The following is a 16348-nucleotide window of genomic DNA, read 5'->3' as shown; positions in this document are numbered from 1 at the left end:
GCAGGCCCATCGCTACCCGGACATCGGGCGGCCGAGCAGGCCCGTCGCCACCGCTGCCACGTGCGGGGCCAGGTCGGCGGCGGCGGCTTCGGTGAGGGCCGGGGTGCCGACCACGGAGCGCAGGATGCCGACCCCGACCAGCCAGGCGCTGAGCAGCTCCGCGCGCAGCTGGGCGTCCGGCCCCTCGGCCAGCCCCGCCAGCGCCGCGACGTAGGTGTCGCACACCTCCTGGCGGATGCGCTGCCTGGTGTCCTCGTGGCCGGCGGATTTCAGCATGGCAAGCAGCGGGTGCTCTCCCGCGTAGGAGGACCAGTCGTGGAAGACGACCTCGCGCATCATCCGGGCCACCAGTTCGTCCGGCGGCCCGTCGAGCAGGCCCGCGGGCGCCTCGCCGGGGGCGCTGGCCTCGTCGAAGAGCCGCTTCTTGGAGCCGAAGTAGCGGAAGATCAGGGTGGCGTCGACGTCCGCGTCCCCGGCGATGTCGCGCACGCTGGTGGCGTCGTAACCGTCCCGGGCGAACCGCAGCCTGGCGACCTCCAGCAGCCTCTCCCGGGTCGCCTCCCGGTCTCGCTTCCTCTGCGCCGTCACATCGCCTCCTAGTCATCGACCGTTGACATTGTAGGTGGTGCTTGTGTTACGGTCTCGCAAGTCAGCGTTCGATGACTTGAAGAGAGGCAAAGCATGCGCACTTATGTCGTGGCAGGCGGCACGACCGGCATGGGGCAAGGACTGGCTCTGCACTACTTACGGCAGGGCGATCAGGTGACCGTCGTGGGCAGCGATCCGGCGAAGGGCCGCCGGTTCGCCGAGGACGCCGAGCGGCTGGGCGCCGGGGAGCGGGCCGCGTTCATCCGCGCCGACCTGACCTCCGTCGCCGAGAACCGGCGCGTCATCGAGGAGGTCCAGGCCCGGCACGACCGGCTGGACGGGCTGGTCCTCACCGCGATGAGACACTTCCGCACCCGCGTCGAGACCGCTGACGGCTTCGAGGCGACCTTCGCCCTCTACTACGTCAGCCGGTTCCTGCTGAGCCACGGCCTGACCGGCCTGCTGGCCAAGGCGGAGCGGCCCGTCATCGTGAGCGTCTGCGGCGTGGGCATGACCAAGGGCCAGGTCCACTGGGACGACCTGGGGCTGGAGCACGGCTATGGCGCCATCAAGGCCACCCTCCAGGGCGGCCGCGCCACCGATCTGCTCGGCGTCGCCTACGCCGCCGAGCACCCGGACATCCGGTTTCTGCTGCACCACCCGGGATTCACCGACAGCGGCACCGGCACCCTCTCCCAGCCCGCCCGATCCATCGTCCGGGTGCTGGCCAGGCTCTTCGCCCAACCGGTCGCCAAGAGCATCCAGCCGATCATCGAGCTGATGGACGACCCGCCCGAAGGCACCCTGCTCGCCTACGACCGCCGCGAGCCGATCGACCTGTCACTGCCCACCCTGGACCCGGGCGACGCACGCCGCCTGTACGACCTGACCAGCCGCCTGCTCTAGCCGCGGCTCGCGCGCAGCAGCAGCTCCTGCCACACCTCGGCGACCCGGGCTTCGAGCTCGTCGAGAGGGCCGTCGTTCGGAATCACGAGGTCCGCGACCGCGAGCCGGTCCTCCCGGCTCGCCTGGGCCGCGATGCGCGCCTTGGCGTCCTGCTCCGGCATCCCCCGGTGCTCGGCCAGGCGCGCGATGCGGACCTCGTCCGGGGCGTCGACGACGATCACCACGTCGTACATCGGCGCCAGCTTGTTCTCCGCCAGCAGCGGCACGTCGTAGACCACGATCGCGTCGGCGTCGGCCTCGCTCTGCGCCCGCGCCACCCGCTCCCCCACCAGCGGGTGCACGATCGCGTTGAGCGAGGCCAGCTTGTCGGGGTCGGCGAACACGATCGCGCCGAGCTTCTCCCGGTTGAGCGAGCCGTCAGGCCGCAGCACCCCCTCACCGAAGGTCGCCACCACCCGAGCCAGGCCCGGGGTGCCCGGCTCCACCACCTCACGGGCGATCCGGTCGGCGTCGATGACGACCGCGCCTCTGGCCGCCAGCCGCCTGGCCACCTCGCTCTTGCCGGACCCGATGCCGCCGGTGAGCCCAATCTTCAACACAGACGGCAGCTTATAGGCCGCTAACGCCTCAGATGGACCAGCGTCAGGTGGTCGTCCATGCGCTCCCGGTGCGTCTCCCGATAGCCCAGACGCCGGTAGAGGCGCAGATTGGACCCCGACAGATGACCGGTGAACAGGTCGAACGCCGCCGCGTCCGGCACCTGCTCGTGCAGCGCGGTCAGCAGGGCGGTGCCCAGCCCCTGACCCTGGCGGTCGGGCGCCACGACCAGCCGCCCCACCAGGCAGGTGGTGCCCGCCGGCGTGCCGCGTACCGCGCCGACGATCCGGCCCGCCTCGACGGCCTTGAGCACCACGCCGTTCTCGATCGCCTTGCGCACCTGATCGAGCGACTCCACCAGCGGCGGGATGTACGGATCGCCGTAGAGCTGCGCCTCGCTCACGTAAGCCGCCCGCTGCAGGGTCAGGATCTCGCCCGCGTCCGCGGCCACCGCCCGCTGGATCTCCACTCGAGCACCCTACTTCAGCGATCGATCGACCAGGGCGAAGAAGGCGCGCAGATCGGTCACCAGGCTGTCCGGGGCGGCCATCGCCACCATGTGGCTGGGGCTGGAGTGGCCGCCCCAGTGCACGACGTGGTTGCGGCGCTCGGCGATGCGGCGGAAGATCCGCGGCCCGCCGTGCGACACCCCGGTGGGTACGGCGTCCTGGTCGATGGGCATACCGGCGGCCCCCTCGTAGTAGGGCCACGACGAGGAGGCGCCCGTGGCGGTCAGCCAGTAGACGGAGGCGTTGGTGAGCAGCAGGTCGCGGGCGATGGGCTCGGCCACGTCCGGCTTCTCACCGGGCCAGCCGTCGAACTCCTTGAACCGTTCGACCAGGTAGGCGAGCTGGGCGACGGGCGAGTCGGTCATGCCGTGGCCGAGGGTCTGCGGGCGGGCCGCCAGGTAGGGGCCGTAACCGCTGCCTCCTTCCATCCAGCCGGTCGCCTCCTGGAGCTCGGCCAGCTCCTCACCGGTGGCCCCGTCGAGCTCGGCCGGGTCGCCGGTCGGGATGCCGAGGCCGGCGGTGATGTGAGAGCCGATCACATGGTCGCTGTCGAGCGCGGCCAGTTGGGGGGTGACCAGGGCGCCCGCGTCGTTGCCATGCGCGCCGTACCTGGCGTAACCGAGCCTGCTCATCAGCTCCGCCCACGTCCGGGCCACGCGGGCGATGTCCCACGGCCGCTCGTCGGCCGGCTCGGGGAGCGGCTCAGGGAACTGCCGGGGGAACGATTCGTCGGCCGGCTCAGGGAACTGCTCCGGGAACGGTGAGAAGCCGAAGCCCGGCAGGGAGGGCGCGACCACGTGGAAGGCGGTCGCGGGGTCGAGGCCGTGCGCCCGCGGGTCGGTGAGCGGGCCGATGACGTCGAGGAACTCGGCGACGGAGTTCGGCCAGCTGTGCGTCATGATCAGTGGCAGGGCGTGCGGCTCCGGCGACCGGGCGTGCACGAAGTGGATCGACTGCCCGTCGATCTCGGTGGTGAACTGCGGGAAGGCGTTCAGCTTCGCCTCCTGCTCCCGCCAGCTGAACTCGTCGGCCCAGTAGGCGGCCAGCTCACGCAGATAATCCACCGGCACCCCGCGCCGCCACCCCGCCCCGGGCAGTGGCCGCGCCCAACGGGTGCGGTGAAGGCGGTCTCGGAGATCGTCGAGGTCGGCCTGCGGAACGTCGATACGGAAGGGCTTCATGCGGACCACGTTGTCAGCCAACGCGGAAGCATTGCTTCCTCGATCGCGCGCGTACGTTCCCCAGTCGAGACGTACGTTCCTCGATCGCGCGCGAATGTTCCCGATCGCGGGCGTACGCGATGGAGGAGCGCAGGCGAAAGGCCCCGCACGAACCCGTGCGGGGCCTTTCTTCAACCTGCTGCTGTCAGAGCGTCAGCTCTGGCCGCCCGCGAGCTTCTCGCGCAGAGCGGCGAGAGCCTCGTCGGAGGCGAGAGCACCCGCGGCCGGAGCCGACGAGGAGCCGCCCGCCGGAGCCTGCGTCTCACCGGTGTAGGTCGAAGGAGCAGCCTCGCCCGCTTCGGCCTCGGCCTTGCGCGCCTCCTCGATCTGCTTACGGTGAGCCTCGAAGCGGGTCTGAGCCTCGGCGTACTGCCGCTCCCACTCCTCGCGCTGCTTGTCGAAGCCCTCGAGCCATTCACCCGTCTCGGAGTCGAAGCCGTCGGGGTAGATGTAGTTGCCCTGGTCGTCGTAGGTCGCGGCCATGCCGTAGAGGGTCGGGTCGAACTCGACCTCGGTGCCCACACCCTCGTTGGCCTGCTTCAGCGAGAGGCTGATGCGGCGACGGTCGAGGTCGATGTCGATGATCTTCACGAAGATCTCGTCGCCGACCTGAACGACCTGCTCCGGAATCTCCACGTGGCGCTCGGCCAGCTCGGAGATGTGGACCAGACCCTCGATGCCCTCCTCGACCCGGACGAACGCACCGAACGGCACCAGCTTGGTGACCCGGCCGGGAACGACCTGGCCGATCTGGTGCGTGCGGGCGAACTGCTGCCACGGGTCTTCCTGGGTGGCCTTGAGCGACAGGGAGACGCGCTCGCGCTCCATGTCGACGTCGAGGACCTCGACCGTGACCTCCTGGCCGACTTCCACGACCTCGGAGGGGTGATCGATGTGCTTCCAGGACAGCTCGGACACGTGGACCAGGCCGTCGACGCCACCGAGATCCACGAAGGCGCCGAAGTTGACGATCGAAGAGACAACGCCCTTGCGGACCTGACCCTTCTGCAGGGTGTTGAGGAACGTCTGGCGCACCTCGGACTGCGTCTGCTCAAGCCAGGCGCGGCGCGACAGAACCACGTTGTTGCGGTTCTTGTCGAGCTCGATGATCTTCGCTTCGAGCTCGCGGCCGACGTACGGCTGCAGATCGCGGACCCGGCGCATCTCGACCAGGGACGCCGGCAGGAAGCCACGGAGGCCGATGTCCAGGATGAGTCCACCCTTGACGACCTCGATGACGGTGCCGGTGACGATGCCGTCCTCGTCCTTGATCTTCTCGATCGTGCCCCAGGCGCGCTCGTACTGAGCACGCTTCTTGGACAGGATCAGACGCCCTTCCTTGTCCTCCTTCTGGAGAACCAGGGCTTCGACATGCTCGCCGACTTCCACGACGTCCGCGGGGTCGACATCGTGCTTGATCGAAAGCTCACGCGAGGGAATGACTCCCTCGGTCTTGTAGCCGATATCGAGAAGGACCTCATCTCGATCGACCTTGACGACGGTGCCCTCGACGATGTCGCCGTCGTTGAAGTACTTGATGGTCTCGTCGATCGCTGCGAGGAAGGCTTCCTCGGACCCGATGTCGTTGACCGCTACCTGCGGGGTGCTCGAGGTGGCCTCGGTGCTGGACGTCATGTGTGGAATTGCTCCGAACGCGGACAGGATGTCGATGTGGCGGATGCGCGGCAGGCCCTCTTCCGCATCAAGCCGATGAAAGACAACGTCGACGTGACCGAGCGCGAGCCCGCTCCATCTGAGGCGCGCGCGAGCCCACAGCGCAGCGATCAGCATATGAGACCATCGGCCTGCGGTCAATCCAGCAGACAATCCGCCACACTCAGTAGGCGTTGACCATCGGTCTGCGCTTGGCCGCTATTTTAACCCGGAGCCTGCTCGGTATGGAGATCCGATCCGGATCGCCGTCGGAGATGTAGCGCTCGCGGGGGTGCCGGTGCAGCCACTTCAGCCAGTGCTGCGAGCACCACCTGCGGCATTCGCCCTTGTTGCCGTTGCTCTGGATCCGCTGGATCGCGCCGCGATCGAAGTCTTTCGCGTACGGCGAACGCGACGGCTCCGCCCCGGCCAGGAAGACGCCGGCGAAATCGTAACTCGTGCCCTTCCAGGCGCCGCTGCGAGCCGTCTTCTTCGAGCGCGGCATCGAGCCGTACGGCAGGGCCATGGTCCGCGCCGGGCCGGCGCCCAGCTCGCGCAGCAGTTTCTCGGCCTTGGCGAGCTGCCGGCGTACCTTCTTGTTCGACAGCGTCCTGAGGTTGGCATGCGACCAGGTGTGGTTGGCCACCTCGAAGCCGTTGCCGACCAGCCACCGCACGGCCGCGGCCTGCTCCCGCTCGGTCTGCAGCCCGAAGGGGGTGTGGTTGATCCAGAACGTGGCGGCCGGCCGGAAGCCCGGATATTTGGCCGCGACCTGCAGAATGATGGCCACGGCCGTACCGGGCCGGGGATTGCCCGCGGCGTCGAGCCCGAAGTGGCTGGGATGCCCGTCGTCGAAGGTCAGCACGACGGGAGACTTGCCCGCCGGCACCCGGATGTCCCCGGTGGCGAACTCCCTGGCGCTGATCGGCACGTACCCCTGTGAGGCGAGCTTCTCCAGCTCCCGCCTGAGCTGCGCCGGGGTGCGGTCGATGGCGGCGCGCCGCTTCTTGACGATGCGGTGGTACATCAGCACCGGGACCAGGCCGAGCTCGTTGGCCTTGACCTGCTTGGCGAACTCTGGGGTGGCGACCACTCCCGGCGGCTGCCCTGCCTGGGCCGTCCGCTCGCCGCCCGGCCCGGGCGTGGCGCGCTGGGCGGCGGGAGCCTGCGGCGCGGGAGCCGAGGACGGCAGGAACACGAGCCCGAGGACCGCCAGGATCACCACCGCGACGTTCGCGATGCCGATGAGCCGTGTGAGGAACGCTGAGGACCGCACAGAACTCCCGTGCCACTCGGGGAAATCCCTTACAGGATAGTGCAGACCCACCCTCCGTGATCGGCGCGCCTGCCGAGGACCGCGCCGATCACGAGGGACGCGTCAGTGACCGGCGTCCTCCCACGTGCGGCCGACGCCCACGGAGACCTCCAGTGGCACCCGCAGGCGGTAGGCGGCGTTCATCTGGCCGGTGACGAGCGCCCTGAGCCGCTCCAACTCGCCGGGGGCCACCTCGAAGACCAGCTCGTCGTGGACCTGCAGCAGCATCCGCGAGGCCAGCTCTTCCTCGCGCAGCGCCTGCCGCACCTGCAGCATCGCGACCTTGATGATGTCGGCGGCCGAGCCCTGGATGGGGGCGTTGAGCGCCATCCGCTCGGCCATCTCGCGCCGCTGGCGGTTGTCGCTGGTCAGGTCGGGGAGGTAGCGGCGGCGGCCCATCATGGTCTCGGTGTAGCCGTTGGTGCGCGCCTGGCGGACGATGTCCTGCAGGAAGTCGCGGACGCCGCCGAACTCGGTGAAGTATTCCTCCTTGAGCGCCCGCGCCTCGGCCACCGGGATGTTGAGCTGGTTGGACAGCCCGAAGTCGGACAGACCGTAGGCCAGGCCGTAGTTCATCGCCTTGATCCGGGCCCGCAGCTCGCCGTCGATCTGCTCCGGCGGCAGGTCGAACACCCGGGCGGCGGTCGCCTGGTGGAAGTCGTGGCCCGACTCGAAGGCCTCGATCAGCGACTCGTCACCGGACAGGTGCGCCATGATGCGCAGCTCGATCTGGCTGTAGTCGGCCGTCAGCAGTGTCTCGTAGCCCTCGCCGACGACGAAGCCCTGCCGGATGCGGCGGCCCTCGGTGGTGCGGATCGGGATGTTCTGCAGGTTGGGCTTCTCCGAGGACAGCCGGCCCGTCGCGGCGATGATCTGGTTGAAGGTGGTGTGGATGCGGCCGTCGTCGGCGATCTCCTTGATCAGACCCTCGACCGTGGTGCGCAGCTTGGTCTGGTCCCGGTGCCTGAGCATGATCGTCGGCAGCTCGTGGTCGGTCTGGGTGGCGAGCCAGGCGAGTTGGTCGGCGTCGGTGCTGTAGCCGGTCTTGATCTTCTTCGTCTTGGGCAGGCCGAGCTTGACGAACAGGATCTCCTGCAGCTGCTTGGGCGAGCCGAGGTTGAACTGCTCGCCGACGACCCGATGGGCCTCCTCGACGGCGTGCTTGACGGCCGCGCCGAACTCGGCCTCCAGGCCGGTGAAGTAGGCGCTGTCGACGGCGATGCCCGCCCGCTCCATCTCGGCCAGCGTGGTGATCAGCGGCAGCTCCAGGTCGTCGACGAGCTGCGTGCCGCCGCGCCCGGCCAGGAAGGTCTCCAGCGCCTCGGCCAGCTCGCGCACGGCGTGCGCGCGCAGTGCCAGATCCTTGGCCGGCGCGTCCTCGTCGTCGCCGAACAGCGCCGCCTGCCCGCCGGGCTCGGCCTCGGCCCGCAGGTCGCGGTTGAGGTAGCGCCTGGCCAGGTCCTCCAGGGTGAACGTGCGCTGGCCCGGCATCGCCAGATAGGCGGCCAGGGCGGTGTCGCTGGTCAGGCCGCGCAGCTCCATGCCCTGCGCCCACAGCGCCAGGATCGGGCCCTTGGCGTCGTGCACGGCCTTCGGCCGGGACTCATCACCCAGCCAGGCGCGCAGCGCCACCTCGTCGTCCTCGGTCAGCTTGGCCGGGTCGATGTGCGCGGCGGTGCCGTCGGGAGAGGCGATCGCGATGGCGTCGATGCGGCCGGTGCCGCTGCCGTAGACGCCCTTGAAGGCCAGTCCGGCCCGGCCGGCGGGCAGTGCCGACAGCCAGCCGCCGACCCGGTCAGGGCCGAGGATGACGGTCTCCACCTCGAAGCCCTGCTCGGGCTCCTGCTCACCGGTGCCGAGCGTCTTGAAGACGCGCTCGCGCAGCTCGCCGCGGATCTGGAGGGTGTCGAACAGCTTGTTGACCTCCTCGCGATCCCAGACGCCCTGCCGGAGGTCGGCGAGGTCGGCCTCCAGCGGCACCTCGCGCAGCAGCTCGGTGAGGCGCCGGTTCATCAGCACCTGGGCGACGTGCTCGCGCAGCTTGTCGCCCACCTTGCCCTTGACCTCGTCGACCCGGTCGACCAGGGCGGTCAGCGAGCCGAACTCGCGCACCCACTTGGCGGCGGTCTTCTCGCCCACGCTGGGGATGCTGAGCAGGTTGTCGCTGGGGTCGCCGCGCAGCGCCGCGAAGTCAGGATATTGGGTCGGGGTCAGGCCGTACTTCTCCTGGACCGCCTCCGGGGTGAACCTGGTCATGTCGCTGATGCCGCGGCGGGTCATCAGCACCGTGACGTTGTCGTTGACGAGCTGCAGCGCGTCGCGGTCGCCGGTCACGATGAGCACGCTCATGCCCTCGGCGTCGGCGCGGGTGGCCAGGGTGGCGATCAGGTCGTCGGCCTCGAAGCCGGCCTTGGACAGGTGCGGGACGCGCAGCGTGTCGAGCAGCTCGTAGATGAGCTGCATCTGACCGCGGAAGTCCTCGGGGGTCTCGCTCCTGTTGGCCTTGTAGTCGGAGTATTCCTCATGCCGGAACGTCGGCTCCGAGCGGTCGAAGGCCACCGCGACGTGGGTCGGCTTCTCGTCGCGCAGGATGTTGGTCAGCATCGAGGTGAACCCGTAGACCGCCTCGGTGTGCTGACCGTCGGTGGTCATGAGGTTGGCATCCTTGAGCGCGTAAAAGGCGCGATAAGCCAGGGAATGCCCGTCAAGCAGCAGCAGGCACGGGCGGCTGGGGGTCACTTCACTCTTCGGCACACAGGCAGCCTAGTCTCCACCCACGACAGAAAACCCGAGCTCGAACGACTGGAGGCATCCCCTTGACGCAGACAGATCCCCTCGAACCCGCCTACTTCGCGGCCATGCAGCGCGGCACCCTGGCCGACCGGATGGGCGTCGAGTACGTCGAGGTCAGCGCCGAGCGCGTCGTCGGCCGGATGCCGGTGGCGGGCAACACGCAGCCGTACGGCCTGCTGCACGGTGGAGCGTCGGTGGTGCTGGCCGAGACGCTGGGATCGACCGCCGCGGCGATCCACGCCGGTCCGGAGCGGATCGCCGTCGGCATCGAGATCAACGCCACCCACCACCGCTCGGCGACCTCGGGGCACGTCACGGGTGTCGCCACCCGGCTGCACGGCGGACGCACGCTGGCGACCTACGACATCGAGATCACCGACGATCAGGGCCGCCGGGTCTGCACCTCCCGTCTCACCTGCATGCTGCGTGACCGCTGAACCTCACAAAGCCGAATTCGCCCTTTGCGCGCGGCGCCCTTGAACCTCACAAAGCTCGTTTCGCCCTTTGCGCACAGCGCCCTGTGCTCGCTACGGTTGTGGGCAGCGGAGCCCGCGGGGAGACCGAGTAGATAACAGTGAGGTCGTGAAGGCCTCATATGGCCCCAAAGGTCCCCCCCGGGCTCGTTACCAACCAGGTCAGCCCGCACAGGAAGCAACGCCAGGCGTCTCCCCCCATTTAGCCCCTGACCTGGCGCGTTGTTTGCTCACATCAGTGACACGCACATGTCTCTAATTGGTGACGAACGACACTGAACCGGGCGTAGCCGCAATAAGCTCCCGCCACAGCATCCCAGTTGTGCCTGGCATGCCCGCGTGTCGAGATGGAGGGGCACAACCCCGCCTTGACCTATTTGAGGGAGCACCATTGCGCAGAGCCGTGATCGCGTTCACGGCCTTCCTGGGTGGACTCATACTCTTGCTCGCCGCTCCGGCCCACGCGGCCGATCCGGAACAGAGCCTGAGGGGAACACTCAAACTCCAAGGCCAGCCAGTGAACGGCGTGAAAATCGTCGTGACCACCGAGAGCGGACAACCCGTCCAGGAGGTCACCAGTAACGCCCAGGGTGCATGGGAGGTCCCGATCGCCGAGCCGGGACCGTACAAGGTCACGCTCGACGTCGCCACCCTGCCCAAGGATGTCGAGGTCCGTGGTGGCACCAACGTGCGATCGCTGACCGTGTACGAGGGCAACCCGGCCACCGCGCTGTTCGCCCTGCAGGCCAAGACCGCCGACGGCGCGCCGCCGGGGGACGACGGCGCGTCGAGCGCCTTCTGGCAGCGAGCCGCCCAGCTCACCTTCGAGGGGTTCAACCTGGGGTTGATCATCGCGCTCGCCGCGCTCGGCCTCTCCCTCATCTACGGCACCACGGGCCTGACCAACTTCGCCCACGGCGAGCTCGTCACGCTCGGCGCGCTGCTCGCCTATGGCTTCAACAGCGGCATCGGCCTGCATCTCATCCCCGCGGCCGCGCTGGCGATCATCGTGGCGGGCGGGCTCGGCTACAGCCAGGACAGGTTCTTCTGGGGGCAGCTGCGCAGGCGGGGCACCGGCATCATCGCCATGATGATCATCTCGATCGGCGTGGCGCTGTTCCTCAGGTACCTGTTCCTCATCGTGTTCGGCGGTGAGAGTGACTCCTTCGTGCAGTACAACGCCCAGCCCGGCATGCAGATCGGTCCCATCTCCGCCGCGCCGAAGAACCTCATCGCCATGGGCATCGAGCTGACCGTCCTCGTCGTGGTCGGCATCGCGCTGCTGCGCACCCGTACCGGCAAGGCGGCCCGCGCCGTGGCCGACAACCCGGCGCTCGCGGCCTCCTCCGGCATCAACGTCGACCGGGTCATCCGCATCATCTGGACCATGGGCGGCGCCATCGCCGGCCTGGCCGGCATCATGCTCGGCCTGTCGCAGAACCTGAAGTTCACCATGGGCCAGGACATCCTGCTGCTCATCTTCGCCGGCGTCACGCTCGGCGGCCTGGGCACCGCCTTCGGCGCGCTCGTCGGCTCGATCATCGTCGGCCTGTTCGTCCAGGTATCCACCCTGTGGATACCGCCGGAGCTCAAGAACGTCGGCGCGCTGGCCGTACTCATCATCGTGCTCCTCTTCCGGCCGCAGGGCATCCTCGGCCGCCGCGAGCGAATCGGCTGACGGGGGGAACCATGGACTGGACCACGATCATCTCCACCACCGTCAAGGCCGCCATCGGCGTCGAGACGGTCTGGTACGCGCTCGCCGCGATCGGCATCAACATCCACTTCGGCTACACCGGCCTGCTCAACTTCGGGCAGTCGGCGTTCCTGGCGGTCGCCGGATACGGCCTGGCGGTCACCGTCACGGTCATCGGGCTGCCGTTCTGGATCGGCATCGTGGTCGGCCTGGCCGCCGCGGTGCTGCTGGCCCTTCTGCTGGGCATCCCCACACTGCGGCTGCGAGCCGACTACCTGGCCATCGTCACCATCGCGGCGGCCGAGATCGTCCGGCTCATCTTCCGCTCGGTGGCGTTCAAGGACGTCTTCGGCGGCTCTGACGGCCGGCGCGGCTTCTCCGACGGCTTCTACGCGCTCAACCCCTACCCGGACGGGACGTACGGGTTCGGCTGGTTCACCTTCAACGAGCGCGTGCTCTGGGTGCTGACCATCGGCTGGATCCTCGTCGGCCTGTCGTGCGCCGTCGTCTATCTGCTCATGAAGAGCCCGTGGGGCCGTGTGCTCAAGGCGATCCGCGAGGACGAGGACGCCGTGCGCAGCCTGGGCAAGAACGTCTTCTCCTACAAGATGCAGTCGCTGATCCTCGGCGGCGTCATCGGCTCTCTCGGCGGTTTCATCTACGGTCTGGCCTACGCCTCGGTGCAGCCTGACATCTTCGGCACCGAGACCACCTTCTTCGCCTACACCATCGTGATCCTCGGCGGCGCCGCCCGCGTGTTCGGCCCGGTCGTCGGCTCGATGATCTTCTGGGTGCTGCTGGTGCTGGTCAACGGCGTGCTCAGCGGGGCTGTCCAGTCGGGGTTCATCACCTTCATGGACATCACGCAGGTCGGCCCGTTCCGCTTCCTGCTGGTCGGGCTTGGACTGATCCTCTTGCTCGTCTACCGACCACAAGGCATCTTTGGTGACAAGAGGGAGATAGCAATCGATGCACGCTGAAACCACCAAAGAGCAAAAAACGGCGGCGCTGGCCGCCTTCAAGGATCTGGCCCGCGAACCCGGCGTGCCCAAGCCGGATCCGATCCTCGTGGTCGACAACGTCGTGCGCCGCTTCGGCGGCCTCACCGCGGTCGAGGTCGAGCACGTCGAGGTCCAGCGCGGCTCCATCACCGCGCTGATCGGTCCCAACGGCGCCGGTAAGACCACCTTCTTCAACCAGCTGACCGGCTTCGACACCGCCGACTCCGGCCAGTGGACGTTCAACGGCCGCAACATGAACGGCGTGCCGGCGCACAAGGTGGCCCGCTCCGGCATGGTGCGCACCTTCCAGCTCACCAAGGCGCTGTCCAAGCTCACGGTGCTGGAAAACATGCGGCTCGGCGCGCAGGCGCAGAAGGGCGAGACCTTCTGGCGGGCCCTGGTACCGAGCCTGTGGCGCGGCCAGGAGGACGAGATCACCGAGCGGGCCGAAGAACTGCTCACCCGGTTCAAGCTCGACGCCAAGCGCGACGACTTCGCCGGGTCGCTGTCCGGCGGCCAGCGCAAGCTGCTGGAGATGGCTCGCGCGCTCATGGTCCGGCCGGAGCTGGTCATGCTCGACGAGCCGATGGCCGGCGTCAACCCGGCCCTGACCCAGTCCCTGCTCGGCCATGTCAAGGACCTGCGCGAGCAGGGCATGACCGTGCTGTTCGTCGAGCACGACATGGACATGGTCCGCGACATCAGCGACTGGGTGATCGTCATGGCCCAGGGCAACGTCATCGCCGAGGGGCCACCGGACACGATCATGTCCGACTCCCGCGTCATCGATGCCTACCTGGGCGCCCACCACGACGCCCCTCTCTCGGAGGACGAGCTCGAACAGCAGCTCCACGAGGCCGAGGAGGAACTCGTCGCCGAGAACGAGGAGGAGGCGAAGAAGTGAACGCCGTCCCCGAATCCGCACCTGACTCGCAGGCCGCGGTCACCGACCGCAGCGCGCACCTGGCCGGCGCCGAGAACGCCGTCCTGCGCTGCGACGAGCTGATCGCCGGTTACCTGCCGGGCGTCAACATCCTCAACGGCTCCGACCTGTACGTCGGCGACGGGGAGCTGATCGGCATCATCGGCCCCAACGGAGCCGGTAAGTCGACCCTGCTCAAGGCGATGTTCGGGCTGGTCAACATCCGTAGCGGCACCGTGCTGCTCAAGGGTGAGGACATCACGAACATGAAGGCGCACTCGCTGGTCTCCCGCGGGGTCGGCTACGTCCCGCAGACCAACAACGTCTTCCCCAGCCTCACCATCGAGGAGAACCTCGAGATGGGCGCCTTCCAGGTGCCCGGCAAGTTCAAGGAGCGCTTCGAGTTCGTCGCCGAGCTGTTCCCGGCCCTCAAGGAGCGGCGCAAGCAGCGCGCCGGCTCCCTGTCGGGCGGCGAGCGGCAGATGGTCGCGATGGCCAGGGCGCTCATGACCGAGCCGTCGGTGCTGCTGCTGGACGAGCCGTCGGCGGGCCTGTCGCCCAAACTGCAGGACCTGGTGTTCATCCAGGCCCAGCAGATCAACAAGGCCGGCGTGACCGTGATCATGGTGGAGCAGAACGCCAGGCGCTGCCTGCAGATCTGCCACCGTGGCTACGTGCTGGACCAGGGCCGCAACGCCTACACCGGCACCGGCCGCGAGCTCGCTCAGGACCCCAAGGTCATCGAGCTCTACCTCGGTACGCTCGCCAAGGCCTGACCGCCTGACAGAAACGGAGAAGGGGCTCCTCGTGGGCCCCTTCTCCGTTTTTTTGCTGAGCGATGGTTTTCAATGAGTGGTGTGTTACCACGATTCGCGGCGATCGCCCTCATGTTGCCCGTCCTGGCCGCCTGCCAGCAGACGCCCGCCTCCGGCGGCACGTACAGCACCGGCGGCGACCCCACAGACAGCCCGTGCGCGCGCGTGGTGTCGGCCATCGGCTACGCGGGCCTCCTGCTCGAACCCGAGGGCCGCGAGCAGGCGCAGAACTTCGAGGACGCGCTGCTCGGCCGGCTGGCCGAGGTGCGGGGCATCACGCTCCAGTTCGGCCCGCGCCTGCCGTCCCCCCTCGCTCCGGCCGTCCGTACGGTCCTGACAGCGACCGAAGGGCTGGCACGGGGCGATGTGCCCAAGCAGCGCCAGGTGGCCCTCCTGAAGCGCTACAGGGCCGCCGCGGGGCAAATCACGCGGGGCTGCGCATAGCGGACATGCGGAAGGGCCCGGTCCCAGGGGGGAGGATCGGGCCCTTCGCGGGTTGTCTCAGCTCAGGAGCGACTAGCCGGCGATGTTGCCGGTGCGGTACTCGAGGGCCTTGGTGGCGTACTTGTTGTCGTCGCCGTACTGGTAGATGCCGATGGTCGCGACGGCCGGGTCACCGGCGTCGTTGAACTCGACCGGACCGCTCACGCCGTCGTAGTCGATGTCCTTACCGGCCTTGAGCAGCTCGTTGCAGGCCTTGAAGTCCTTGCACTTCTCGCCGCCCTTGCTGACCTCGACCAGCTTGGCCGCCACGTCGGTGCCGGCGTCGCTCTTGGCGGCCTCGGCGGCCAGCGCGAGCAGGTTGGCGGCGTCGTAGGACTCAGGCGCGTAGCTGAAGTCCTCAAGGTCGGGGTTGACCTCGAGCAGCTTCTTCTGGAACTCGTCCGGAGCCGCGGCGCCGGGGATGGTGCCCTTGACGCCCTTCAGGGTGCCCTTGGGCATCTTGATGTAGTTCGTGTTCGAGGTGTTGCCGTCGACCATGTACCACTTGTGCTTGTCGGCCGGCAGACCCTGCTTGATCAGCTCACCGATGACCTTGGCGGTCTCCTCGAAGCCGATGAGCACGATGCCCTTGGGGTTCTTGGCCTTGAGCTTGGCCACGTCGGCGGAGAAGTCCGCCGCCTTCGGGTCGTAGTCGACGCGCTCGACCACTTCGGCGCCACTGTCCTGGACCGTCTTGGCGACCTGGTCGGCCAGGCCGGTGCCGTAGGAGTCCTGCATCGCCATGATGCCGACCGTGTCGTTGCCGTCGGCCACGACCAGGTCACCGAGCACGCGGCCCTGCAGCTTGTCGGGCGGCGAGGTGCGGAAGTAAAGGCCCTTGTCAGCGATGGTGGTGAACTTGTCAGAGGTGTTGGCGGGCGAGAAGTGCACCACGCCGGCACCCGTGATCTTGTCGATCACCGACTCCGACACCGACGAGGAAGCCGCGCCGATGATGGCGTCGGCCTGCTGCGCCAGCAGACTGTCCACGGACTGCGAGGCGATGTTCGTGGTGGTGTCGCCGGAGTCCGTGTGGATCTTCTCCACGTCCTTGCCGAGCACTCCGCCGGCCTCGTTGATCTCCTTGATGGCCAGGTCCACCCCCGCGAACTCGGGCGGGCCGAGGAACGCCAGTGATCCGGTCTGCGGCAGGAGGGTGCCGAGGGTGAGCTTGCCGTCACCCTTGGCCGCGGGCGCCGCCGCGGAGGATGAGGAGGCGGCCGTGGGCGAAGCGGGTGCGGCGGTGTCGCTGCCACCACCGCAAGCTGTCAGGGCGAGGCTGGTGGCAGCCACGACAGCTAGCGCCCGCCCCATGGGAGCAATGCGGATCATGAAGTTTGTCTCCTTCATTTACGGTCCGGGATCTCTCAGCACCGC

Annotated in this window: 15 protein-coding genes; 7 read left to right on the top strand and 8 right to left on the bottom strand. The window is 68.4% G+C overall.

The annotated features are described in order from the left end of the window. Positions 1-12: 12 nt before the first annotated feature. Positions 13-588, bottom strand: coding sequence for a TetR/AcrR family transcriptional regulator (locus OHA68_RS30960; RefSeq protein ID WP_327103386.1), 576 nt, complete (start codon positions 586-588; stop codon positions 13-15). Between the two features lie 93 nt (positions 589-681). On the opposite strand from OHA68_RS30960, the gene OHA68_RS30955 reads away from it, so the two are divergent. Then, positions 682-1494, top strand: coding sequence for an SDR family NAD(P)-dependent oxidoreductase (locus tag OHA68_RS30955; protein WP_327103385.1), 813 nt, complete (start codon positions 682-684; stop codon positions 1492-1494). On the opposite strand, the gene coaE is transcribed toward OHA68_RS30955, so the two are convergent. The 6 genes from coaE to polA all read right to left on the bottom strand — a co-directional run bounded on the left by coaE (position 1491) and on the right by polA (position 9542). Then, positions 1491-2093 carry a dephospho-CoA kinase gene (gene coaE / locus OHA68_RS30950; protein WP_189140035.1) on the bottom strand — a complete coding sequence of 201 codons (603 nt, stop codon included), beginning with the start codon at positions 2091-2093 and terminating at the stop codon, positions 1491-1493. The two genes, OHA68_RS30955 and coaE, sit on opposite strands and share 4 nt — an antisense overlap. 20 nt (positions 2094-2113) lie before the next feature. After that, the gene (locus tag OHA68_RS30945) at positions 2114-2560 is read right to left on the bottom strand and encodes a GNAT family N-acetyltransferase (protein ID WP_189140034.1); all 447 of its coding nucleotides are present in this window, start codon (positions 2558-2560) and stop codon (positions 2114-2116) included. A 9-nt stretch (positions 2561-2569) separates the two neighbouring features. Further along, complete coding sequence (locus tag OHA68_RS30940; protein ID WP_327103384.1) at positions 2570-3781, bottom strand: epoxide hydrolase family protein; 1212 nt, start codon at positions 3779-3781, stop codon at positions 2570-2572. A gap of 192 nt (positions 3782-3973) precedes the next feature. Further along, complete coding sequence (rpsA, locus tag OHA68_RS30935; protein ID WP_189140033.1) at positions 3974-5455, bottom strand: 30S ribosomal protein S1; 1482 nt, start codon at positions 5453-5455, stop codon at positions 3974-3976. Between the two features lie 202 nt (positions 5456-5657). Further along, positions 5658-6749 (bottom strand): polysaccharide deacetylase family protein, encoded by a 1092-nt coding sequence (locus OHA68_RS30930; protein ID WP_327103383.1) that lies wholly within the window; start codon positions 6747-6749, stop codon positions 5658-5660. Between the two features lie 102 nt (positions 6750-6851). Then, positions 6852-9542, bottom strand: coding sequence for a DNA polymerase I (gene polA, locus OHA68_RS30925; protein ID WP_327103382.1), 2691 nt, complete (start codon positions 9540-9542; stop codon positions 6852-6854). A gap of 104 nt (positions 9543-9646) precedes the next feature. On the opposite strand from polA, the gene OHA68_RS30920 reads away from it, so the two are divergent. The 6 genes from OHA68_RS30920 (at position 9647) to OHA68_RS30895 (ending at position 14932) form a co-directional block, all read left to right on the top strand. After that, positions 9647-10018: a PaaI family thioesterase gene (locus OHA68_RS30920; RefSeq protein WP_189140312.1), complete on the top strand. Its 372-nt coding sequence runs from the start codon at positions 9647-9649 to the stop codon at positions 10016-10018. A 562-nt stretch (positions 10019-10580) separates the two neighbouring features. Then, positions 10581-11732 (top strand): branched-chain amino acid ABC transporter permease, encoded by a 1152-nt coding sequence (locus OHA68_RS30915; protein ID WP_327103381.1) that lies wholly within the window; start codon positions 10581-10583, stop codon positions 11730-11732. Between the two features lie 11 nt (positions 11733-11743). Continuing rightward, entirely contained in the window at positions 11744-12730 is a 987-nt protein-coding gene (locus tag OHA68_RS30910) for a branched-chain amino acid ABC transporter permease (RefSeq protein WP_189140029.1), read from the top strand. Further along, positions 12720-13655, top strand: coding sequence for an ABC transporter ATP-binding protein (locus OHA68_RS30905; RefSeq protein ID WP_189140028.1), 936 nt, complete (start codon positions 12720-12722; stop codon positions 13653-13655). Before OHA68_RS30910 ends, OHA68_RS30905 begins: the two co-directional genes overlap by 11 nt. Then, complete coding sequence (locus OHA68_RS30900) at positions 13652-14449, top strand: ABC transporter ATP-binding protein (protein WP_189140027.1); 798 nt, start codon at positions 13652-13654, stop codon at positions 14447-14449. The genes OHA68_RS30905 and OHA68_RS30900 overlap by 4 nt, the downstream gene beginning before the upstream one ends. 81 nt (positions 14450-14530) lie before the next feature. Then, the gene (locus OHA68_RS30895) at positions 14531-14932 is read left to right on the top strand and encodes a hypothetical protein (RefSeq protein WP_327103380.1); all 402 of its coding nucleotides are present in this window, start codon (positions 14531-14533) and stop codon (positions 14930-14932) included. Between the two features lie 72 nt (positions 14933-15004). Here OHA68_RS30895 and OHA68_RS30890 read toward each other — a convergent pair whose 3' ends face one another. Continuing rightward, positions 15005-16303, bottom strand: coding sequence for an ABC transporter substrate-binding protein (locus tag OHA68_RS30890; protein ID WP_327103379.1), 1299 nt, complete (start codon positions 16301-16303; stop codon positions 15005-15007). Positions 16304-16348: the final 45 nt, after the last annotated feature.

The organism is Nonomuraea glycinis (assembly GCF_035920485.1).
Lineage (GTDB): Bacteria > Actinomycetota > Actinomycetes > Streptosporangiales > Streptosporangiaceae > Nonomuraea > Nonomuraea glycinis.
Note: the sequence above shows the minus strand (reverse complement) of the source record. Positions and strands in the feature narration are given on the sequence as shown.

Coding starts and splice junctions, on each gene's coding strand:
- OHA68_RS30955 (WP_327103385.1), top strand. CDS start 682: ATGCGCACTTATGTCGTGGCAGGCGGCACGACCGGCATGGGGCAAGGA.
- OHA68_RS30940 (WP_327103384.1), bottom strand. CDS start 3,781: ATGAAGCCCTTCCGTATCGACGTTCCGCAGGCCGACCTCGACGATCTC.
- rpsA (WP_189140033.1), bottom strand. CDS start 5,455: ATGACGTCCAGCACCGAGGCCACCTCGAGCACCCCGCAGGTAGCGGTC.
- OHA68_RS30920 (WP_189140312.1), top strand. CDS start 9,647: ATGCAGCGCGGCACCCTGGCCGACCGGATGGGCGTCGAGTACGTCGAG.
- OHA68_RS30910 (WP_189140029.1), top strand. CDS start 11,744: ATGGACTGGACCACGATCATCTCCACCACCGTCAAGGCCGCCATCGGC.
- OHA68_RS30905 (WP_189140028.1), top strand. CDS start 12,720: ATGCACGCTGAAACCACCAAAGAGCAAAAAACGGCGGCGCTGGCCGCC.
- OHA68_RS30890 (WP_327103379.1), bottom strand. CDS start 16,303: ATGATCCGCATTGCTCCCATGGGGCGGGCGCTAGCTGTCGTGGCTGCC.